We start from the raw sequence: 22,240 nt of genomic DNA on the forward strand, positions 1-22,240 counted from the left end.
TTCGCTGCACCGCGACTGGCCCGACATGTAAAGCCCGCCGCGGGTCTTACGCTGAGAAGCCACATGTTCGCCGAGAAGCCACTTTGTTTGTGGCTTTTCGAAACGCATGTGGCTTCTCAGCTATCGGGGGTTCTTCCCCTTCGGCTGGTTAGTCTTCCGGTTTCTAGCCAGCCACCTATTCACACTTCACACCGATACGAGGAATGTATTTCCATGACTTCCGTTATTCTTACCGCCGCGCACTGTTGAGCAGCGGCGTGCTTGTGGGCTTTGGTGCCCTGCTTGCGGCGTGTGGCCAGCAGGCAAATAATGAGGCGGCAGCCACGACTTCCGCTGCGCCGAGTGAGACCGTTTCGGCTTCTGCGGCGGCATCGGATGCCGCTTCTGCTTCCGCTACTCCGAGAGTAACTCGCGGGTATTCAGGTAATTCTAAAGCACCCGACGGCGAGTACCGCAAAGCTGATGCATACGGTATAGCTCAGAACGTCCCTCTTCCGAAGGCTAAGCCGCAACAGTACCCTGAAACCTTTGCTGGTCTTCGTGAGATGATGACCGATTGGGTCAGAGCCCGTAACTACGGTATTCAGACCGGTGATATGCAGTATGTATGGCCCTATATGCTGGATACCTACGAGAAGGATATTAAGTTCCTCAAGGATATCGAACGCCTTTATCAGCGCGGAGGCTGAGGTGGTGCGCTCCCCGGGCTGGGTCTGTATTCCTACTTTCTAATTTACTTTTCTGACAGAAAAGATCATAATAAGAAGTACTTATTTTCGGAGGTTTTTATGTCATTTCTATCAAAAAATTGGGCAGGACTGTCAGTCTGTCTGATCATTTCTATCATCTCTTGGGTTTTAGGAGGATTTCTGCCTGTTGTGGGAGCACCTGTTTTCGCCATTTTTATCGGAATGATTCTCCATCCCTTTCTCACTTCCTATACACAACTGGATGCCGGTTTGACTTACAGCTCCAAAAAATTGCTTCAGTATGCTGTTATTTTGCTTGGGTTTGGACTCAGTATCTCACAAGTTTTCGCAGTTGGAAAATCTTCCCTTCCTGTCATCATTTCGACCATTTCTATCGCTTTAATTATTGCTTTCTTTTTCCAACGCTTTTTTAATCTGGATACAAAGCTTGCTACCTTGGTCGGTGTAGGTTCTTCTATCTGTGGCGGTTCTGCCATTGCAGCGACTGCTCCTGTTATTCACGCCAAGGAAAAAGAAGTGGCCCAAGCCATTTCTGTTATCTTTTTCTTCAATGTCTTGGCAGCTCTTATCTTTCCAACTCTAGGTTCTTGGCTCCATCTTTCCAACGAAGGTTTTGCTCTCTTTGCGGTACTGCGGTCAACGATACTTCCTCTGTGACAGCTACTGCTAGTGCCTGGGATAGTCTTTACAATGCAAACACTCTTGAGCCTGCAACTATTGTCAAGCTAACACGTACTCTAGCTATTATCCCTATCGTTCTCTTCCTCTCCTATTGGCAAAGCCGTCAACAAGGCAACAACCAAGAAGTGAAGCTTAAAAAAATCTTCCCCGTTTTCATTCTCTACTTTATCCTAGCTTCTCTGCTAACTACTCTTCTCACATCTTTCGGTGTCAGCAATAGCTTCTTTTCACCTCTCAAACAACTCTCCATATTCCTCATCATCATGGCTATGAGTGCTATTGGTCTCAAAACCAACCTCATTGCTATGATCAAATCCAGTGGAAAATCCATTTTTCTTGGAGCCCTTTGCTGGATTGCTATCATCCTGACTAGTCTTGGCATGCAATTACTCATCGGTATTTACTAAGAAAAAAGGGAGCCTAAAGGCCACCTCAGAACGTAGACAAGCGTCATTTTTGGCGTTTGTCTTATGTTCAAAGATATTTTGTCTTATCATCTACCATTCCATCCAAAAATCTGATTTAAAGCAAAACAAAAAGGGATATCCCCTATCCATTTCACTAATTTTTTGATATTTAAACACGCCAAAGCATATGTGAAGCCGGGAGCTGACAAAGGAAAGTTCTACGGATACATCGAGCGTCTTTATAAGTGCGGCGGATGGATTATTACTGGTCTCGACAAATATCAGCTCGATGGCCAGTTTATCTATGATGAAAAAAACTAAAGAATACACTCTCATGCTGAAACACATTTGGGAATTCGCAATGTACGTTGAACCCGACGGGTCATACACCGAAGACAAAAATACGGCCGAAGGGGACGATAACGGCGCTTACATTCTCAAATATTCAGATGGATTTTGGACTGTCGTTGGCTCGCTTTCTCAAGAGCAGCTGAAGGAAAAACGGCTACTGAAATAACCCCATAACCATTGAGAAGCCACATGTGTTTCGAGAAGCCACCATTGTTGTGGCTTTTCGAAACACATGTGGCTTCTCGGCGTATAGGTATCGGCGCATGGTGACTTCCGTAAAATGGTTGTATGGCTAAGAAAACTAAAGGTAAGAAGAGCGGCGCAGCAACCGCCGCCGTAGCACTGCTGACCGAGACGAACACCCCCTTCCAGATGCGTGAATACGAGCACGTTGAGGGCGTCACCTCCTTTGGTGAAGAGGCCGCGAAGAACCTCGGCGTCTCCGAAGAGCAGGTGTTCAAGACCCTGCTGATTGTGCACGAGAAGGATTTCGCGGTCGCGATCGTACCCGTGTCTGGCAAGCTGAACATTAAGGCTGCCGCGGCGGCACTGGGCTGGAAGAGCGCCTCCATGTGCGACCCGAAGGTCGCTGAGCGCCGCACCGGCTACGTGGTGGGCGGTATTTCTCCGCTGGGTCAGAAGACCCCCTCCCCCACCCTGCTCGATGAGTCTGCGCAGCTTTTTGACACAATCATGGTCTCTGGCGGTAAGCGCGGCCTGGACGTTGAGCTCGCCCCGGACGACCTGCTGAAGCTCACCAACGGCAAGTACGCGGACATCCGCGCTTAGTCCGCACTCAGCGGGAATAATCCGCCCGGCCGCGGCGTTACATATGCCGTAAGAGTCTGGGCATGAGAGCAAACTGAAGGAGTCATGATGGGCAATTCGCTACCCGGCATGGGTGCTATCGCCAAGAACTGGCGTGAGGTTCTCAAGCCTGAAGAGTACGCTGTTCTGCGTGAGGGCGGCACCGAGCGCGCGTTCACGGGCGAGTACTGGAACACCCACACGGAGGGTGTGTATTCTTGCCGTGCCTGCGGTACGGAGCTGTTCCGTTCCGATCAGAAGTTCGATTCGCATTGTGGTTGGCCGTCGTTTTTCGCGCCGCTGGCTGAGGACCGTGTGCGTTACCTGGAGGACACGACGTTCGGTATGCGCCGTGTGGAGGTGCGTTGCGCCGCCTGTGATTCGCACCTGGGTCACGTGTTTGAGGGTGAGGGCTACCCGACTCCCACGGATTTGCGGTATTGCATTAATTCGGTGTGTCTGACGCTGACCCCGGCCGATGAAGCACAGCCTAGTGAAGCACAGCCTGGTGATACTCCGGTTGACGAGGCATCAGCTGACAAGGCGTAAGCCGCCGAATAAACCCCGGCGGTGCTCCCAGCGGGCACGCCGGTGAACCCCTTATTGTGAGTCTCTCTAAATTCGAGGCTTTAAGCTCGGGCGGGTAGAATGGCGTAGTGCCTTCGCGGGCACGCCACCCCGCCCGGGCTCGTGTTTGCTCGGGCATACGCTTACCCGGGCATCTGGCGCATCGTATGGGCGCGTCGAATCAGACAGAGGAAAAGGATTGAGTGCATGAGTACCGCAGCTGAACAGAATGCCGCAGGCACCCCTCAGCTGACCCTTAACGGTATCGAAGTTCCGGACGTTGTTCCTCTGGAGACCCCTTCCGCACCGATTCCGACCCTTATCAACACGGAAAGCGGGTTGCGTCGTGCCGCTGAGCAGTTGGCGGCGGCGTCCGGCCCGGTGGCTGTTGATACAGAGCGTGCCCAGGGCATCCGCTACGGTTCGCGTGCTTTTTTGGTGCAGCTCAAGCGTGAAGATCAGCTGTACCTGATTGACCCTGAGGCGTTTAAGGATTTGCGCATTATTAACGATGCTCTGGCGGATGCTGAGTGGGTTATTCACGCCGCAATTCAGGACTTCCCGAGCCTGGATATGCTCGGTATGCGTCCGAACCGTCTGTTTGATACGGAGCTTGGTGCACGTCTTGCCGGTCTGGAGCGCGTGAACCTGGGTGCGACCGTTGAGGAGCTGCTCGGCTATAAGCTGGCGAAGAAGCACTCGAAGGAAGATTGGTCGCGCCGTCCCCTGCCGGAGTCGTGGCTGAACTATGCGCTGCTGGACGTTGACGTGCTCATTGATTTGCGTGACGCGTTGGAGGATTTGCTCCGCCAGCAGGGTAAGTTGCAGTACGCCTTGGAGGAGTTCGAGTACCTGTGCAAGACCCCGGTGAAGGATCCTGCGGATCAGCCGGAGCGTTGGCGTAAGACGAAGGGCCGCACGATGTTGCGTTCGGTCAAGCAACTGACGGCGCTGCGTAACCTGTGGCTTGAGCGTGACTCGCTGGCGCGTAAGAAGGACGTTGACACGAAGCGTCTGCTGCCCGATTCTGCGATTGTGGAGGCGGCACGCACCATGCCGCGTAACGTGCCCGCTATCATGTCGATTCCTGGTTTTCAGACGCGTGGTTTGCGTCGTGAGGGCCCGCGCTGGGTGCGTGCTATTGCCGCGGCAGCACGCGGTGAGAACGCCGTACCGTTCACTTTGCCGTCTACTGCCCCGCCGCCGTTGAAGGCGTGGGAGTCCAAGCGCCCCAAGAACTTGGCGCTGTTCACCGAGGTCCGTCAGGCAATTGATGAGCTCTCTGAGGAGCTGAATATTCCGGCGCAGAACCTGATCACGACCGATTATGTTCGCCGCCTCTGCTGGGAGCCGCCGGCTCGTTTTGACGAGCAGACCCTGCGGGATGCGCTCACCGAGTACGGTGCGCGTTCGTGGCAGACGGGTCTGGTTGCCCCCGTGATTGCGCCGATTTTTGCCCGCCACCTGGGGTAGATTTCTCTAACGTTGAATAGATGTGTGTGCCGGTTGGGTGCGTTGCTGATGCGACCGCCCGACCGGCATTTTGTGTGCCTCGGTAGTTTGTCTCGGGTTTTTGTCTCGGGGAGTTTGCATGAGGTGCAAACGCGAACCAAGCTTAGCCTGCTCTCATTCGATTTTTGTCCCAAACCGGCATAGGGTGGAGAGAGTACACGAAAGGAACCACTATGCCCGCACCCAACGGATGCTGCCGCTCTCAGAAGGCGTGTGCCTCCCCCGCCGCAGTCGAATCTAATGCCGTCGATGCCGCAGCAGCTACCGCAGAGACGGATTCTTCTGCACACGTCTTTTCCCGCCGCGCAACCCTCATCACCGGTGCCGTCGCATCCGGTGCGCTGCTCGCCTCCTGCGCTGAAGGTGACTCCAACGTTACCGCACCCGAAGGCACCGTTGAGGTAGGTTCCGCCTCCGCAGTGGGCGTGGGCAAGGCGGCACGCCTGACTCACGGCTCCACGACCGTTATTGTGTCCCAGCCGTCTTCGGGCGAGTACAAGGCGTTCAGCACCGTCTGCACCCACCAGGGCTGCCAGGTGCAGGTGCAGGATTCCAACCGCATCGTGTGCCCCTGCCACGGCTCCGAGTTCGCTGTATCTGACGGCTCGGTCGTGCACGGCCCCGCGGAGTCACCCCTTGCCAGCTACCCGGTGCAGGAGAAGGGCGGCAAAATTTTCGTCACCCACACCTCCAACGATTCCTAAACCGGCGGCTCAGAACCTACGTACAGCAAAGCCCCGCCCATCACGACTAATGGGCGGGGCTTTGTGCTGTCTTATGGTGCCCGCTGCTACTGATGCCTGCTATTGCGACGCGCTACTAAGAGAAGCTCAGGCGGGCACTCAGGTACGACCGCTTAGCGGGTGTGGCGCGGCTTCTGACCCTCTTCACGAGCGAACGGAACTTTATCGCCAGCCAGTTGCGCACGCAGGTCCGCGATAATGGTTTCGGCAGTCAGGCCGACCTCCTCCAGAATCTGCTCGCGGGAAGCGTGCGGAATGAACTCCGCCGGAAGACCCAGCTCGCTCAGCGCGGTATCCACGCCAGCCGCACGCATTTCCTGGCGGATGCGCGAACCCACACCACCGGAACGCACGCCGTCCTCAATGGTCACCACAATGCGGTGATCACGAGCCAACTCAATAACCGAAGACGGCACCGGCATCACCCAGCGCGGGTCAACCACGGTGGACTGGATACCCTCGGCGGCAAGCACCTTGGAGGCTTCCAGAGCCACACGAGCCATAGAGCCCACGGCAACGAACAATACGTCACGCTGACCGGTCTCCGGGTGGGGTTCACCGGTGCGTGCCAACACGTCCACGCCGTCGCTGCAACGCTCCAGGGCGGGAATATCCTCGCCCACGGAGCCCTTCGGGTAGCGAATCACGGTCGGTGCATCGTTGATAGCTACAGCCTCACGCAACTCTTCGCGCAGGGTCGCGCCATCACGCGGAGCCGCCAGGTGCAGACCCGGAATGAACTGCAGCATCGCCAAGTCCCACATGCCGTGGTGACTTGCGCCGTCCGGGCCGGTAATGCCGGAGCGGTCCAGCACCACGGTCACGCCCGCCTTGTGCAGGGCAACGTCCATAAGCAGCTGGTCAAAACCGCGGTTCAGGAAGGTTGCGTAGAGGGCAACCACCGGGTGCATGCCGCCGTACGCCAGGCCGGCGCTCATCGCCACGGCGTGCTGCTCAGCGATACCTACGTCAATAACGCGCTCGGGGTGGCGCTTCTGGAATTCGCGCAGACCCACGGGAATGAGCATCGCACCGGTAATACCGACGACGTTCTCCTGCTCATCCGCAATATCTGCGATTTCGCTACCAAAGACACCGGTCCACGACTCGGAGGTGCTGGTCGAAACATCCTCACCGGTCAGCGGGTCAATCTGGCCCACCGCGTGGAACTGGTCGTCCTCATTCGCGCGGGCGGGCGCGTAGCCGTGACCCTTCTCGGTAATGGCGTGCACAATCACCGGGCCGGCGTAGTTCTTCGCCGCGGTCAGTGCGTTCTCCACAGCCTGCTGGTCGTGGCCGTCAATGGGACCCACGTACTTCATACCCAGGTCTTCAAAAATGCCCTTGGGTACGACGACGTCCTTAATGCCCGCCTTCATGCCGTGCAGGCCGCGGTACACCATCTGACCGACGGGGCCGCCACGCTGCAGACCGATGCGCACCGCATCCAGGGCGTTGTCGTAGCGGTGATCGAGGCGCACGCGATCCACCTGCTGTTGCACACCGTGCTTCAGCTCAGACAGCTGGTTCGCGAAACCGCCAATGGTCGGCGCGTAGGAGCGGCCGTTATCGTTGACCACAATCACGACCTTGCGGGTGCGGTCGGCAGCAATATTGTTCACAGCCTCCCACGCCATACCGCCGGTCAGCGCGCCGTCACCAATGAGGACCACGGTGTAGCGATCATCTTCACCGTTGAGCTTGTGCGCGCGAGAAATACCGTCAGCCCACGAAATCGAGCTGGAGGCGTGCGAAGACGCAATAATGTCGTGCTCAGACTCGCCACGATCCGGGTAACCCGACAGGCCGCCCTTCTGACGCAGAGTCTTAAACGCGTGACGACCAGTCACCAGCTTATGCACATAGGACTGGTGGCCGGTGTCGAAAAGAATGTTGTCCTTGGGAGATTCGAAGACACGGTGAATGCCGAGGGTCAGCTCCACAACGCCCAGGTTCGGGCCCAGGTGACCGCCGGTCGCCGACACGTTCGTCACGATGAACTGGCGAATCTCTTTAGAGAGCTCCTCCAGCTGCTCGTAGCTGAGGTTCTGCAGGTCCGCCGGGGACTGAATACCCGGGAGCAACTTGGCAGTGGCACCATTGCCAATGCTGTAGTCGGCGGTGGGTGCGCCACCGGCGGCGCTATTCGGGGTCTCCTCCTGCGGCAATGCGTTTTCAGCGGACATACACCCACACTCCTCAAGGTTGGGGCACGGCTCATTCCGTGCGTTGGTTCTTCAATGATTCTACCGTTTACGGTGCCAAAAAGCAGATTTATGCGCCCACAGAGCAAGACGCACCGGGTTGAGCGAAAACGGCCTGAAATAACTCCTAGTGGGCAGGCTGGTGAACAGCCTAACCTGCCCAACACTGCGATTATTTGCTTCTTTGTTACGGCTACTAGCTGCGCGCTACTTGGCGCGGCGGCGGCGCGGACGAGGCTTCGCCGGGGCACGCTCAAAAAGCGCCACCGACTCCACGTGATGCGTATTCGGGTACATATCAAACGCCCGGAGCTGCACCATGTCCCAACCCAGCTCACGCAAAATACCGGTGTCACGACCCAGGGATGCCGGGTCGCACGCCACGTACAGAATGCGCTTGGGGTCCAGCGCATCCAGGCGTTCCAGGGTGGTTCGGTTCGCGCCCTCACGGGACGGGTCAAGGACCACCGCATCAATAGCGGGGATTTCACCAAATTCAAGGGCGGTCTTCAGATCTACCAGGTGGCGTGCCACATCACCGCGAATCACCTCAATGCGGGTGTCCGCAGAGTTCTCGGTGCGGGAGCAACCATCCGGCGCGAAGTTCGAGCGCGCATCCTTATGGGTCACCGGGGAACCCTCAATGCTGACGACGGTACCCGTCGCGCCCACGGCGTCCGCGAGCGCGGCGGTGAACAGGCCCGCGCCGGCGTACAGGTCGAGGGTGCATTCGCCTTCCTGCGGGCGGAGCATGGTGAGCATGGTTCCGACCATGGTGGAGGGGGCGGCGCGGTGAATCTGCCAGAAGCCGCCGGCGGACACCTGGTAGCTGAATCGACGGGATCCGAAGGTGACTTCTTCGGTGACGGAGCGCAGACCCGCGCCGAGCAGCTGGTCGCCTTCGGGTACGCGGCGGTAGGGGCTGTGGGCGGAGCCGGGGCGGCGGCGCTTGGGTTTGCCGTTGGAGGTGGACTGCGGGGTGAAGAAGAGGGAGATCTTGCGCTTGGCGAGCAGTCCCCAGGCGTCGGCTGCCTGCTGTTCGATGTCCTTGGAGACTTCTTCGATGGAGAAGCGCGGGTCAACGATGAACTGCAGGAGGATCCTGCCGCGGGAGGAGACGGTTGCCTCGACTTCACTTACGCCGCGCAGGTTCAGCCGCTCAAGCTCTAGGTTGCGCAGTTCGAGTGCGGCGAGGGGAAAGTCTACGACCGGTACGGGCTGGGAGGCGCGGTAGGGGTGCATGCCGACGCGCCAGGTGACGGCGGGGCTCTTCTTGCCAATGTTCTTCTGGCTGCCGGGCTCGTTGCTGTTCTGCTGGTCGCTGGGCTGGGTGCGGATCTTGGTCACGTTGTAGCGCACGCGGGTACGCCAGAACAGGCCCTCGTTGTTATCGCGCAGGGGCAGCTCTTCAACGATGAGGTTGGTCAGCAGGGGCGATTCGAGGGGCAGACCGCCCAGTCGGTTGATTTGGGTGCGGACAATATCGGTCTTGTAGCGTCGCTGCTCAGCCAGGCTGATGTGGCCGTATTCCATGCCGCCAAGTAGTTCGGGTACGCCGGTTGCTGCGGCGCGTTCCTCTTCGGTGGCGAGCGCATCCGCCTGGATCCAGGGGTGGGGGCGGCGTACCAGGGAGGGTACGGGTACGGAGATTACATCTGCGAAGTAGAAGCGGCGCTTGGGGCCGATGGCGGTGATGCGTACTTCTGCCTGTTCGCCGACAATGCCGTGACGCACGAAGATGACGCCCTGTTCGGTGCGCGCTACGAAAGCGCCGCCATGCGCGGGTGCCTCACAGGTGACGGTGAGGGTCTGCCCGACGCTGTATCCGTCTACGTTGTTGGAGGCGGCAGGCGTGGTAGCAGTGTGGGTCACAGCATTGTCTCCTAAAGAATCACTTAATGTGAACTATTTTACACCGGATTGTGCCTTCACTCCGGTTCCGACGCCCCACAGGGGGCACCAAATAGGTTGCAAAAGGCAAAGTCCAGGCGCTATGCGGGGTGCTCAAGTAAAGTTGCGGGGCAATTGACAGGGCTCGGCGCTGGGCAATTATTTCTAGGTACCGGGCGATTATTATGGCTGGCGTTTCTTCTCGCGCGCCACAGCGTCCGCCTCGTGCAGGCGGCCGCGGTACACCGCGTGGCGATTGCTCTGAGTCAGTTCACGGCCGCCACCTGCAGAACGAGTAATCTTCGGGGCGACAGCTTCCGTTGGGCCTTCTGCTTCTACCGTTGATTCTTCGCTTTGTAAACGCTGATCAAAAATCTCATCATACACCTCATCCTCGTGCATCGCCCAGGGCACGGTCGCGGTCATGACGCCAGGCTCGTGCAAAAGCGCCTGCTTGAGGCGGCGCACCGTGCGGCGGTGCAGAATACGCTGCCACCAGTGCTTCACCACAAACTCCGGGAGGTACACCACCAAAATATCGCGCGGTGACTTCTTGCGGCGGCGGCGAATATACGAGACGACAGCCTCCACCGTGTCACGGTACGGCGAATCAATCACCGACAGCGGCACCGGAATGCCCAGGGCGTACCAGCGTTTCTTCACAATCTCCAGGGCGGCGCGGTCGTTGTTGACCGTCAGCGCCTCAATCGTGGAGGGGCGGCCGGCACGCGCATACGAGAGGGCACGAACCGCCGGGCGGCGCACACGCTCCACGTACACGATGGCGTGCACACGCGAAGGCAGGGCCGCCACATCCGCGACGGATTCGGCGTTCAGGGGGATGTCCAGGGCGGCATCCACCGCATCGTAGTGGCGGCGAGTCACAACCATACCTCCAACCATCAGGGCAATCATTCCAAGGGAGAGCCACGCGCCGGCAGCGAACTTCGTCACCACGATGGTGACCAGCACCGCGGTGGTCACGACCACACCCACCGTAGATACCGCAATATCGCGTAGCAGGGCGCGGCGCGGCATCTGCGCGAGGGTAATACGCAGCAGGCGCATACGGTAACGCACCACCGCCAGTTGCACCAGCATCATGGACAGGCACATGCCCACAATGTACAGCTGAATCAGCGAGTACACGTCCGAACCGAAAATGCAGGTGAGGAAAATTGAGAATGCCGACAGCGCCAGCACACCGTTCGCGTACAGGCCGCGTGAATCCACGCTGCGGAAGAATACCGGCAGGTACTGGTAATCAGCCAGCGACGAGGCAATCACCGGGAAGCCCGTAAACGCCGTCAGTGAGGCAATAATCAGCACGCCTACCGTCGCAAACACCAGCAGCTGCGCGAAGAACGGCACACCCTGATAAATCGCCAAAGCCACCTGATACAGCGCCGGCTTCTGGTGGAAATACTCCCCCGGCGTGTGCCCGTCAATGAACAAGAAACGGGTCGTATCGTGCACCATGTGCACGCGGGTTGCCGCCGCAAAACCGAGCAGGCTCACCAGCAGGACCGAGGTAATCAGGCCCATCAGCATCATGGTGACCGCCGCATTATATTTCTTCGGGCGGCGGAAATACTTTACCGAATTAGAGATCGTAGAAACACCCGAGAACGCCACCAAGCCAGCAGAGAACGAACGTGCCAGAAGTAGCACCAGCGCCAGGCCTTCCAGAGCATGATCGTGGTATTCGGGGGCAATCACATAGGTCGCTGATTCAGCCAGCGGCAGAGTACCCGTGGAGGCACGAACCCAACCCACAATGAGGGTGACCCCCAACAGCGCCAAGAAAACGTACAGCGGCCAGTACGCGATCTTTCCCAGCAGCTGCACTCCACGCAACGCAAACAGCGTCAGGGCAACAATGAGTAGCACCGCAATGAGGGTGCGCCAATCCTGAATCTGCGGGTACAGCGCCACCAAAAACGAGGATGCCGAAGACATAGACACCGCCACCGTGAGCATATAGTCCATCAGCGAGGATGCACCCATCACGATCGAGGGCAGCGCACCCAGTTTGCGGTACACCAGCTGAATATCGCCCTCGGAAGCAATCTGGTTAATGTTGTACCGGTACGTGCCAATCACCAACAGACCGACCATCGCCACGCCCAAACCAATCCAGGGTGAAAAAGCGAGCGCAGACGCACCCGCAGCGGCAAGGGTCAGGATCATCTGGTCGGCGGCGTAGGCGACCGAAGAAATGCCGTCGGCACCGAAAAGAGGCAGGGCATAGCGCTTCGGCAGCGCGACTGCCGAAAGATTTCGCGTGCTGACCGGCTGACCGGTCAGGGCGATGCGCATCCTATCCCAACGATTCCTCACGCTGTTAAGGCTATCGGTCGCGGCTTCAAAGCTCAATTTTATTCAGCCGAATAGTGGGCATTGCGAGCGGAATATCACGGAGCATCGGCGTGGAGGCTCACCCGCCCATTACACTGGTAGAGGTAGGCGGTAACGCTTTATCACCGTAAAACATCAACACTCGGAGGGATGTATGCCTCACTTCGTCATTATGGGTGCCGGACGCGTGGGCGTCATGTTGGCGCGCACTCTGGAAGCTTCGGGGCATACGGTCGCCGTCATTGACCAGGACGAACGTGCTTTCCAGCCGCTGCGTAAGGGCTTTGAGGGACGTCTGGTGACCGGTGTCGGTTTCGATGAGGACACTCTCAAGCGTGCCGGTATTACCGAGGCGTACGCTTTTGCCGCCGTCTCTTCGGGCGATAACTCGAATATTATTGCCGCCCGTGTGGCACGCGAAATGTTCAAGGTGAAGAACGTTGTGGCGCGTGTGTACGACCCGAACCGCGCCGAATTCTTTCAGCGCATGGGCATTCCCACGGTCGCTTCGGTGCGTTGGTCCACCGACCAGGTGCTGCGCCGCCTGCTACCCGAGCAGGCGCTCAAGGGTGATTTCCGTGAACCCTCGGGCCGCCTCATGCTCACCGAAATTCCGCTCGACGACGGCTGGGCGGGTCACGCCCTGACCAGTATCGAACGTGCCGCCGGGGTGCGCATCGCCTACATCACCCGCTTTGGTGAGGGCATGCTCCCCCGCCCGGATTCCGCCTACCAGCAGGGCGATAGTGTGCACGTCATGATGCGCACCGACGACGTTGCGGACGTAACCCGTATTCTCTCCCGCCCGCCGCGCGTTGAAGACGAAGAAGTGGAGGCGAACTACGCCCCCGCCTCGGGCCACCGCAAGCACCCCCACGCCCCGAAGAAACCCGCCGAGCAGAAGCACAACGACGGCCCCGTTATCGAGCATGAATTTCACCTCGGTGACACTCCCCCGGAGCTGCCCGACCCCCTCGAACTCATCGGCCGCCATCGTGACTCCTCGAAAGGTGAGAAGTAAGTGAAGGTCCTCATTGTTGGTGCCGGTTCCGTGGGCGCCTCCATCGCTAAAGAGCTCATGATGAACGGCCACGACGTGACCATCATCGACTCCAAGCCCGAAGTCAAGAAGCGCGCCGATCTGCCCGGCGTGCGCTGGCATATTGGTGACGCCTGCGAACTGTCCGTACTGCGCCAGGTGCACCCGAACAAGGCGGACGTGGTCGTTGCCGCAACCGGTGACGATAAGGCAAACCTAATGGTCTCCCTGCTGGTGCGCAGTGAGTTTGGTGTGCCGCGCACCGTGGCGCGCGTGAACAACCCGCGTAATGAGTGGCTCTTTGACGATTCCTGGGGCGTGGACGTTGCGGTGTCTACCCCGCGTCTGATGACCGCCCTCGTCGAGGAAGCCGTGGAAGTCGGCGACGTGGTGCGCCTGCTGACTCTGCAAGCTGGCGGCGCGACCCTCGCCGAGTACACCGTGCCGGATGACCACCCCGTCATCGGTTACCGCGTGGATCACGTGCAGTGGCCCGTTGATACGGTGCTCACCGCAATTCTGCGTGACGGCGCCCCGATCCCGCCCAGCGCGGACGTGGCGATTGAGGGCGGCGACGAGCTGTTCTTCATCACGACCATTGCTGGTGAGGATCAGATCCGCGCACTATTTGCATAGCACTGTTCGCATAGCGTTTATACGTAAGTTTTTGAGGAGGCGAAAGCCCCGGTCACCCATAGAGTACCGAGGCATTCGCATACTTCTATGAAGTTCTTCTACGTATGAAGTTGTGGGGTTAGCGGCTTTCTGAACCGTCAACTTCGGCAGTTTCGTCAGCCTCGGGGTCCTCGCTCACCGGTGCCTCCTCGGGAGCCGACACACGCCACGCCAGCCACACGCCCAAAGCGTACAGCGGCAGACCCATAATCAGGCGGGTCGCGCCCAGCGCCTCCACATTATTCGCAAAATACAGGGGCACCTGCACGGCAAGGCGCAGCATCATCAGCACGGTAATAATCCAGGTCGCCAGCATGTACTGGCGCAGGCGCACCGGGTTCTGGCGCCAGCTCAGCGCCTCACCGCGAATGACCGCAAAAATCAGACCCATCAGCGGCCAACGCACCAGCATCGACAGCAGATACGCCAGGATGTACACGCCGTTCGTCCAGAAGCCCACCACAAAGTAGTCGCTCGCATTACCGGTACGGTACGCGGCAAACGCACAAATCGCCACGCCCACCAGACCGGTCAGCGCACTCACCAGCTTAGAGCCCTGCACCAGACGAATCAGCGTGAACACGCCCGCCGCAGCCAACGCCGCAATCAGGGACAGGTTCAGTTCCTTCGTCACGGTGAACAACACTAGGAACGCCACAGCGGGCAGGGAGGATTCAACCAGGCCGCGCCAGCCGCCGATAGCGTGCAGAATATCCACATCACCGTTGGCAGTGCGGCGCATATTCGCACCCATGGAGGCGCTCAGGCTCTGCGCCAGCTGATTCTCCTCCTGCGCCGGGTCAGCAACCGGGCTAGTTGCGGGGTTAGTGTTCGGATCGGGCTGGGTCGAAGACTGCTCAGCGCTCATGTTTTCCCTTCTCAGCAAAGAATTGCGGCACGATTTCATAGCGCGGGTTATAAATCACCGGCTGATGAGCCCTCACCGACACCACACCGGAACAGCGCAACAACGCACCGGCAAGCACACCGGGCACCATCCGCTGCCCCTGCCATTTCAGCAGCACCCTATCCCCCGGGTTGAACGGCGCATACGGCGGGAAAGACACCTCGTGAGGCTCCTGCACCGCCACGGTCGCCAAAGACGCCGTGTTCAGATGGTGCTGCTTCTCGGGGTCCTCGGATTCCTCCTCGAAGTCCTCACCGGGCGGCTCCACGATCGGCATACCAATCAGCGCCAGCGGGCTCGACCACTGCAGGGGCTTAGACTTAGCCACCACCAGCTCGGCACGGTACATCGGCTTATCCTGCAGCGCAGGCAGCCATACCTGCTCCACGCGTCCGGCAAGGCGTACGCGAAAGCGCTCGGGGTACCCGGGAGCAAGAATCTGCTCCTCAGGAACCGCGAGCGCACTCGAGTAGTTCGAGAACTCAGGCATTAGCCAATCTCGGTAATCTCAGGGCCGCGGCGAGGCATCGGGCGCAGCTTGCTGTGCTCGTTCTCGGTTTCTTCCTCCACGGCGGGCTCTTCCTCAGCCGCAACGACCAGGTCGGCGGGCAGAGTCATGGGCAGCAGCTCGCGCGGCGGGCGCGGGTCGTCGCCACGGTCCACCACGACGGTGCGGAAGACTTCCTCCACGGAGGCGGCAGCCTTATCGTCACCGAGCACAGCCGCACCGGAGATGACGCCGCGCAGGAACCAGCGGGGGCCGTCCACACCCACGAAACGGGCGATACGCTCACCGGGCTGACCGTCCGGGGTGACGGCGGGCAGGCGGGTCAGCATCTCGGCACCGAATACGCCGGCGTAGATTTCGACGATGCCGCCCTGGGATGCGACGGACTCGGTCAGGTCGTGACGGATGTCGTCCCAAATGCCGGTGGTGCGCGGTGCGGCGAATGCCTGCACCTGCAGGGTTGCGCCGTCGCGGGTGATGGTTGCGGCGATCACCGCGCCGGTTGCGTCGTCAGTTTCGAGGCGCAGGTTCATGCCGTCGAGCAGCTTGATGCGCAGTGCACCCAGGTCGACGTAGTCTTCGAGGTCTTCGGCGGTGACTTCTTCAATGTCGTGCGGACCGTTGATGCGGTCGTACTTGATGACCTCGGGTGCGTCAGCTTCGGCACCCTCAGCCTCGATTTCCTCAGCTTCAGTGGTTTCTTCGGTCGCCTCGACTGCCTCTTCGGTCTTTGCCTCTTCAACCTCGGCGGCGCGCTTCTTCTTACCAAATCCGAACATGGTATTCCTACTTTCACCGCACGCAGGGTGCGGGGGTTTCTTCTCTTCTCTCGTGCGACAATCGCGGTGAGAGCAGACTAGTGGATTCCGCTAGAGCCGAAGCCGCTGGAGCCGCGTTCGGTCTGTTCCAGTTCATCCACCACGGTAAAGGTTGCGTGCTCGTACTTCTGAATGACCAACTGGGCAATGCGGTCGCCGCGCTGCACGTGAAAGGACTTGGTCTTGTCAGTGTTGAGCAGGGTGACCATCAGCTCGCCGCGGTAGCCGGAATCAACGGTGCCGGGTGCGTTCACAATGGTGATACCGTTCTTGATCGCCAGGCCGGAGCGCGGGTGCACTAGACCAACGTAACCTTCGGGCAGGGCAATTGCCACGCCGGTAGGGACGAGGGCGCGTTCGCCCGGTTCCAGTTCGAAGTCGATGCGGGAGCGCAGGTCAGCGCCGGCATCGCCGGGCTTTGCGTAGGCGGGTGCGGGCAGCTCGGGGTCGAGCAGCTTAATGTGGACGTTTACGGGGGTCATCATGGTCAATACTCTAACCTTTCGCGGGTGTCTGTGCCATCACCTCGCGCTGTGTTGAGGCTCTACTGCGGGGTGTTTTCGTTGCATGTTCGCGTTCAGCACGTGCGGCAGCGTGCCATGGTGTGCCACAGCGTGCCGTGTGGGGTGCGACGCGGCACTGTTCTTGCGTGCGCGGCTTTCACATACTCAACGGGGCGGGTGCACTCGGCACTCGCCCCGTCATGAGGTGTATGTCGGGTGGGTGTTAGCCCTTCCCTAAAGTTTTAGCCCTCGCACTCGATGCAGTAGGACAGGCCGCCCTCTTCGCGTGCGATCTGCGAGCGGTGACGCACCAGGAAGCAGGATGCGCAGGTGAACTCGTCGTCCTGAGCGGGCAGAACAACAACGTTCAGCTCCTCGTTGGAGAGGTCAGCACCGGGCAGCTCGAAGCTTTCTGCTGCGCTGTTTTCGTCTTCGTCCACCGCACCGGACTGCATCTCGGAACGGCGGGCGTTCAGCTCCTCGTAGGACTCTTCGTTCTGTTCTTCGTCCTGCTTGCGAGGTGCATCGTAATCAGTTGCCAAACTTTCACGCTCCGTTGGTTCTGTGGCTGTGTGTTGGACTAGGCCACGCTGGTTTAATGAGTGCTCTAGGTGCCGCTGGTGTGTATTTAACCCCGACGGCATGCCAGGTATTGTTCACCATTGGCACCCTATTTGTCTAATCCTGGGTAGGCTTTGGACTGTTTAGGCGTCACATTCTAGCTTTTTCGGTGCGAAAAGTACATCTTTTTTTGGTGAAAATCCCGCCTCCGCTACTGATTTACCGCGCTTTCACGGTACCCTGGTAGGTAGTTTGCGTTCCGTGCAACACATTCACGAACGCGTCCGGTTCACCTATGGAGGTTCTCATGCTTGAACTGCGTCTGATTGGCGTTCACGATGACGGCGAAAATCTGGTGCTTGAGTCTGCTGACGGCACCCGCTTCTTGCTGCCGATTGACGCGAACCTGCGCACGAGCATCACCAAGGCTCGCCGTATTCAGCCCGCCCGCGGTCTGGGTGCTAAGGGCACCTTCGGTCCGCGCGATATTCAGACCCGTTTCCGTCAGGGTGCCTCCGTTGAGGAAATCGCTGAAGAGTCCGGTTGGGAGCCGGAGCGCGTGCGCCGCTACGAGTGGCCGATTGTTGCTGAGCGTGCCCACATTATTCGTGCCGCTCAGAGCGTGAAGATTGGTCGCCGTAGCTCCGCTTCGGGTACCGCACAGATTCCCGTGACCCTGAGCGCCCGCATTGAGGAAGTCTCCGAGCGTTACGGTTTTGAGGACGCAACCCAGGACTGGACCACCCGCCAGCAGGAGAATGGCCAGTGGCGCGTTGAGGTTGATATTGCGCTGAAGGATTCGGTGCGTCAGAACCTGCCCGCACAGGTCGTCTTCCCCGCACGTTGGGTGTACAACCCGGCGAACCAGGGCCTATACGCTTCGAATGAGGCGGCGTACTTCCTGATGGGCAATAGTGAGGACGCTGTTGCCGCCGCCGCGAAGAAGGCTCCCGTGGAGGTTCCTCCCGCCCGTCTGCCGAAGGCACCCGAGCCCGCACCGGCACCCCTTACTTCCTCTGAGAGCGCTGATGAGCGTAAGCTCAAGGAGCTTCTGGAGCGCGCCCGCTCGGTGCGCCCGGCGCAGGTTGAGGAGCCTGAGGTGTTCGTGCACCGCGAGTCCGCTCAGCCCGCTGAGCCTGTAGCACCGGCTGCACCCGCGGCACCTGTTGCATCTGGTGTGTCTGGTGTGTCTGGTGTGTCTGCGCCGGTAGAACCTGCGGCTCCTGCTGCACCCGAGCCCACCGCAGAAACCACCGTCGAAACCACCGACCCGCTGGCTGTGGATTCGGAAGCACCCGTTGATTCCGTTCCGGTCGAGTCCTTCGCCCTGCCGGCACCCGTCGAGGACGCACCCGCTGCTGAGGCGCCCGCAGCTGAAGCACAGCCTGAGCCCGCCTCCGCGGCCGAGAAGCCCAAGTCTTCCTCGAAGAAGCAGCGCGTGAGCGTTCCCGCCTGGGACGACATCATCTTCGGCGGCCGCAAGTAAGCGATTTGAAACTATGTTAGACGACTTAAAACAACGATGTCCAGATGAAAAGAAATTACATTCGTGTCCAATAATAGAAACATTAACATGAGAGATTAATTAACGAAAGGAGCTTTTTTATGAATAAATTTAAGGTAAACATTTCAGGAATGACTTGTACGGGTTGTGAAAAACACGTAGAATCAGCACTTGAAAAGATAGGTGCTAAAAATATTGAGTCTAGTTATCGTCGTGGTGAAGCAGTATTTGAACTGCCCGATGATATTGAGGTTGAAAGTGCAATAAAGGCGATTGATGAAGCAAATTACCAAGCCGGAGAAATTGAAGAAGTATCATCACTAGAAAACGTGGCGTTAATTAATGAAGACAATTATGACCTTCTTATTATTGGTTCTGGTGCTGCTGCCTTTTCTTCGGCAATTAAAGCTATAGAATACGGTGCAAAAGTTGGAATGATTGAGCGTGGAACGGTTGGGGGAACCTGTGTGAATATTGGCTGTGTTCCGTCAAAAACTCTTCTTAGGGCAGGGGAAATCAATCATTTATCAAAAGACAATCCGTTTATAGGTTTACAAACATCCGCTGGAGAAGTGGATTTAGCTAGTTTAATCACGCAAAAGGATAAATTGGTGAGCGAACTTCGGAATCAAAAATATATGGATTTAATTGATGAATATAATTTTGATTTAATTAAAGGTGAAGCAAAATTCGTTGATGCTAGTACGGTTGAGGTCAATGGGACAAAGTTATCTGCAAAACGCTTTTTAATTGCAACAGGTGCATCGCCTTCGTTGCCCCAAATTTCAGGACTTGAAAAAATGGACTATTTAACTAGTACAACACTTCTTGAGTTAAAGAAAATACCAAAACGATTAACTGTAATTGGTTCAGGATACATTGGAATGGAGCTTGGACAACTATTTCATCATTTAGGTTCAGAAATAACGCTTATGCAAAGAAGTGAGCGACTTTTAAAGGAGTATGATCCTGAGATTTCAGAGTCAGTTGAAAAAGCGTTAATTGAACAGGGTATAAACCTTGTCAAAGGGGCAACTTTTGAGCGTGTTGAACAAAGTGGAGAGATAAAAAGGGTTTACGTAACAGTAAATGGCAGTAGAGAAGTCATTGAATCAGATCAGTTACTTGTTGCCACTGGAAGAAAACCAAATACGGATTCTTTAAATTTAAGTGCAGCAGGTGTTGAAACTGGAAAAAATAATGAAATCCTGATCAATGATTTTGGTCAAACAAGTAATGAAAAGATTTATGCAGCAGGAGATGTGACTTTAGGACCACAATTTGTATATGTAGCAGCCTATGAAGGTGGAATTATTGCTGATAATGCTATTGGTGGATTAAACAAAAAAATAGATTTATCGGTAGTTCCTGCTGTTACGTTTACGAATCCGACGGTTGCAACGGTTGGTTTAACAGAAGAACAAGCAAAAGAGAAAGGGTATGATGTGAAGACATCTGTATTACCTTTAGATGCTGTTCCAAGAGCAATTGTAAACCGTGAAACAACCGGTGTATTTAAACTAGTAGCAGATGCAGAAACACTAAAAGTATTAGGGGTTCATATTGTATCTGAAAATGCAGGAGATGTCATCTATGCAGCATCATTAGCTGTTAAATTTGGCTTAACGATAGAAGATTTAACAGAAACCCTAGCACCATATTTAACAATGGCTGAAGGGCTAAAATTAGTTGCACTTACGTTCGATAAAGATATTTCGAAATTATCTTGTTGTGCAGGCTAAGGGAACTTTTTTACAACTCCCTATTCAAGTGAACCAGCTAATGCTTTAAGGGATTTTCTAAGTGCATTTGTGGTCACAAAAATAATTTAACACTGATGATTTCGACATCAAATCTATAATTGATACCTTAACACCGCAGAGTAATAAAGGATGAATAATATGTCAGACTTATTATCCCTACCAGACATTAAAACAATAGAACCGCCACAAGAAAATGAAACCGATATGATGTTTAAAGTTGAAGCAGTCGGACCATAAGAATTTGGAGAAGGGTGATTTATAAGCCCTTTTCCACCATAAAATCCGAATACCCGACATACGAAAACCGCTGGTTATTCACCCGAATAACCAGCGGTTTTCGTTTATCCTCCAGCGCTTTAGAAAGTCTTGAGCATGCGCAACGGCACCAGACGCTCAGCGTCCGTCAGCGAACCGTGCTGACCAACCATGTGCAGGGCACGTTCCTGATAGTGGCGCATATCGTACAGCGCCCAATCATCGCGAGCGCACACCATCAGGTCGCCAATGCGGCCGCGCGCCGCATCCGTGATGACCGGGCCGAAGTAGCCGGCACGCATCAGCTCACGAGAGTCAATCACCCAGGCGCGCTCGCCCCAGTACTGCGCCCAACGCTGAGCGGTGGCGGTACGTGCCGCCTCCGAGGTGTCTTCCAGGTACAGGTGCACGGCGCGCGGTTCACCGGCGGTCATGGCGATATTGCGGGTCAGCTCCTCCACGCCCGAGTAGTCGATGCGCTGGTGCTCGGGCACGTTCACCATGCCGTGATCGGCGGTCACGAAGAGTGCCGCCCACGCGGGGGCGCGCTCCGCCAGACGCTTCAGCGCCGAGTTCAGTTCCTCCAGCTGCTGCAGCCATTCGTCGCTGCCCACGCCGTAGCGGTGGCCCGCCGCGTCAATCTCGCCCCAGTACAGGTACACGGTGGTCGGGGTGCGGCTGGAGAGCGCCTCCAAGGCGTAGGTGACGCGGGCGTTATAGCCGACGGCATCCACGAAGTCGCCGCCGCGCAGCGCCGCCTCCGTCAGGCCGGTACCGCGGTACTTACCCAACGAAATGGTGAGCACGCGGCGGTTCGTATGGTGGCGTTCCAGCACGGTCGGCAGCGGCTGCCAGGCGTGCGGGTCCACCGTCTGATCCCAGCCGGACAGGTGGTTCATGACCGAGCCCGCTCCCCCATTACCAGCCGGGTTGCGCACCTCGTAGCCTGCAATGCCGTGCGCGCCGGGTGCCGTGCCGGTGCCCAGCGAGGTCAGGGAGGCGGCGGTCGTGGTGGGGAACGCGGCGTCCAGCGGGCCCAGGTTCAGGGTCTTACGCAGGGCGGGCGCGTAGCCGCCGTAGCTGTTGAGCAGCTGCTCGCCCAGGCCGTCCACCATGATCACGCAGGCGTGACGGAACGACGCCGGATCAACATCCTGCTCCGCGAGGCGGCCGGCAAGGTTCAGCGGGTCGGCAACAGAGTTGAACGCCGGGTCGGAATCCAGGGCGTGCGCGGGGCGCGCCAGGCTTCGCTGAGCCACCAGAGAGGAGGCGGACTCCAGCACATCGGCGATGCTATTGCTGCCGTAGGCGGGCGCGGGAGGCAACGGCGCGCCCAGAACATCGTGCAGGGTGGTCTGTACCGTCATAAGGTCCTCTCAGGGGTGTGGCGGGTGTGTGAAAGTACGGGGCACCACGCGGGATTTATACTGCGCGGGCTGTTATTGTGCGGCGAGCGCTACCACCGGTGCTTATCGGT

19 protein-coding genes and 2 pseudogenes are annotated in these 22,240 nt (G+C 57.7%); 12 read left to right on the plus strand and 9 right to left on the minus strand.

Features of this window, described 5'->3' with window-relative positions; genetic code table 11:
* The first annotated feature begins 203 nt into the window (after positions 1-203).
* The 7 genes and pseudogenes from HMPREF2779_RS01325 to HMPREF2779_RS01355 all read left to right on the plus strand — a co-directional run bounded on the left by HMPREF2779_RS01325 (position 204) and on the right by HMPREF2779_RS01355 (position 5,739).
* Complete coding sequence (locus HMPREF2779_RS01325) at positions 204-689, plus strand: DUF6318 family protein (RefSeq protein ID WP_233992184.1); 486 nt, start codon at positions 204-206, stop codon at positions 687-689.
* Positions 690-788: 99 nt separating this feature from the next.
* Positions 789-1,798: pseudogene (locus HMPREF2779_RS01330) on the plus strand (YeiH family protein).
* A 304-nt stretch (positions 1,799-2,102) separates the two neighbouring features.
* Positions 2,103-2,315 carry a hypothetical protein gene (locus HMPREF2779_RS01335; protein ID WP_158676572.1) on the plus strand — a complete coding sequence of 71 codons (213 nt, stop codon included), beginning with the start codon at positions 2,103-2,105 and terminating at the stop codon, positions 2,313-2,315.
* 122 nt (positions 2,316-2,437) lie between these two features.
* Entirely contained in the window at positions 2,438-2,938 is a 501-nt protein-coding gene (gene ybaK / locus HMPREF2779_RS01340) for a Cys-tRNA(Pro) deacylase (RefSeq protein ID WP_105360629.1), read from the plus strand.
* 87 nt (positions 2,939-3,025) lie between these two features.
* Positions 3,026-3,505 (plus strand): peptide-methionine (R)-S-oxide reductase MsrB, encoded by a 480-nt coding sequence (gene msrB, locus HMPREF2779_RS01345; protein WP_105360630.1) that lies wholly within the window; start codon positions 3,026-3,028, stop codon positions 3,503-3,505.
* 225 nt (positions 3,506-3,730) lie between these two features.
* Positions 3,731-4,996, plus strand: coding sequence for an HRDC domain-containing protein (locus HMPREF2779_RS01350; RefSeq protein WP_105360631.1), 1,266 nt, complete (start codon positions 3,731-3,733; stop codon positions 4,994-4,996).
* Positions 4,997-5,208: 212 nt separating this feature from the next.
* The gene (locus HMPREF2779_RS01355) at positions 5,209-5,739 is read left to right on the plus strand and encodes a Rieske (2Fe-2S) protein (RefSeq protein WP_105360632.1); all 531 of its coding nucleotides are present in this window, start codon (positions 5,209-5,211) and stop codon (positions 5,737-5,739) included.
* A gap of 152 nt (positions 5,740-5,891) precedes the next feature.
* Here HMPREF2779_RS01355 and dxs read toward each other — a convergent pair whose 3' ends face one another.
* From dxs to HMPREF2779_RS01370, 3 genes are all read right to left on the minus strand, one after another.
* Positions 5,892-7,964, minus strand: a complete 2,073-nt coding sequence (gene dxs, locus HMPREF2779_RS01360; protein WP_105360633.1) for a 1-deoxy-D-xylulose-5-phosphate synthase — start codon at positions 7,962-7,964, stop codon at positions 5,892-5,894.
* Between the two features lie 225 nt (positions 7,965-8,189).
* Complete coding sequence (locus HMPREF2779_RS01365; protein WP_105360634.1) at positions 8,190-9,854, minus strand: class I SAM-dependent RNA methyltransferase; 1,665 nt, start codon at positions 9,852-9,854, stop codon at positions 8,190-8,192.
* Positions 9,855-10,055: 201 nt separating this feature from the next.
* Complete coding sequence (locus HMPREF2779_RS01370) at positions 10,056-12,191, minus strand: APC family permease (protein ID WP_105360635.1); 2,136 nt, start codon at positions 12,189-12,191, stop codon at positions 10,056-10,058.
* A 193-nt stretch (positions 12,192-12,384) separates the two neighbouring features.
* On the opposite strand from HMPREF2779_RS01370, the gene HMPREF2779_RS01375 reads away from it, so the two are divergent.
* Positions 12,385-13,251 (plus strand): potassium channel family protein, encoded by an 867-nt coding sequence (locus tag HMPREF2779_RS01375; RefSeq protein WP_070484239.1) that lies wholly within the window; start codon positions 12,385-12,387, stop codon positions 13,249-13,251.
* Positions 13,252-13,905 (plus strand): potassium channel family protein, encoded by a 654-nt coding sequence (locus tag HMPREF2779_RS01380; protein WP_005506372.1) that lies wholly within the window; start codon positions 13,252-13,254, stop codon positions 13,903-13,905. It begins immediately after the preceding gene.
* 118 nt (positions 13,906-14,023) lie between these two features.
* Here the strand turns inward: HMPREF2779_RS01380 and HMPREF2779_RS01385 are convergent, their stop codons facing one another.
* The 5 genes from HMPREF2779_RS01385 to HMPREF2779_RS01405 form a co-directional block, all read right to left on the minus strand.
* The gene (locus HMPREF2779_RS01385; protein WP_105360636.1) at positions 14,024-14,812 is read right to left on the minus strand and encodes a DUF3159 domain-containing protein; all 789 of its coding nucleotides are present in this window, start codon (positions 14,810-14,812) and stop codon (positions 14,024-14,026) included.
* On the minus strand, positions 14,802-15,341 hold the full coding sequence (locus HMPREF2779_RS01390) for a hypothetical protein (protein WP_049362060.1): 540 nt from the start codon (positions 15,339-15,341) through the stop codon (positions 14,802-14,804). The genes HMPREF2779_RS01385 and HMPREF2779_RS01390 overlap by 11 nt, the downstream gene beginning before the upstream one ends.
* Positions 15,341-16,138, minus strand: a complete 798-nt coding sequence (locus HMPREF2779_RS01395) for a DUF3710 domain-containing protein (RefSeq protein WP_105360637.1) — start codon at positions 16,136-16,138, stop codon at positions 15,341-15,343. The genes HMPREF2779_RS01390 and HMPREF2779_RS01395 overlap by 1 nt, the downstream gene beginning before the upstream one ends.
* A gap of 77 nt (positions 16,139-16,215) precedes the next feature.
* A complete protein-coding gene (gene dut, locus HMPREF2779_RS01400) occupies positions 16,216-16,662 on the minus strand; it encodes a dUTP diphosphatase (protein WP_199774543.1) in 447 nt (148 codons plus the stop codon).
* Positions 16,663-16,922: 260 nt separating this feature from the next.
* Positions 16,923-17,222 carry a DUF4193 domain-containing protein gene (locus HMPREF2779_RS01405; protein ID WP_005506382.1) on the minus strand — a complete coding sequence of 100 codons (300 nt, stop codon included), beginning with the start codon at positions 17,220-17,222 and terminating at the stop codon, positions 16,923-16,925.
* A 326-nt stretch (positions 17,223-17,548) separates the two neighbouring features.
* Between HMPREF2779_RS01405 and sepH the strand changes: the two genes are divergently transcribed.
* The 3 genes and pseudogenes from sepH to merA all read left to right on the plus strand — a co-directional run bounded on the left by sepH (position 17,549) and on the right by merA (position 20,487).
* A complete protein-coding gene (gene sepH, locus HMPREF2779_RS09280) occupies positions 17,549-18,727 on the plus strand; it encodes a septation protein SepH (RefSeq protein ID WP_199774544.1) in 1,179 nt (392 codons plus the stop codon).
* Positions 18,726-18,818 (plus strand): annotated as a pseudogene (locus tag HMPREF2779_RS01415) (Hg(II)-responsive transcriptional regulator); the annotation flags it as partial. The gene sepH and the pseudogene HMPREF2779_RS01415, both read left to right, overlap by 2 nt.
* Positions 18,819-18,846: 28 nt before the next feature.
* Positions 18,847-20,487 (plus strand): mercury(II) reductase, encoded by a 1,641-nt coding sequence (merA, locus tag HMPREF2779_RS01420; RefSeq protein ID WP_105360640.1) that lies wholly within the window; start codon positions 18,847-18,849, stop codon positions 20,485-20,487.
* A 377-nt stretch (positions 20,488-20,864) separates the two neighbouring features.
* On the opposite strand, the gene HMPREF2779_RS01430 is transcribed toward merA, so the two are convergent.
* Positions 20,865-22,130 (minus strand): alkaline phosphatase family protein, encoded by a 1,266-nt coding sequence (locus HMPREF2779_RS01430; RefSeq protein ID WP_070687047.1) that lies wholly within the window; start codon positions 22,128-22,130, stop codon positions 20,865-20,867.
* Positions 22,131-22,240: the final 110 nt, after the last annotated feature.

Source organism: Rothia sp. HMSC069C03, assembly GCF_001811075.1.
In the GTDB taxonomy this organism is placed as follows: Bacteria; Actinomycetota; Actinomycetes; order Actinomycetales; family Micrococcaceae; genus Rothia; species Rothia mucilaginosa.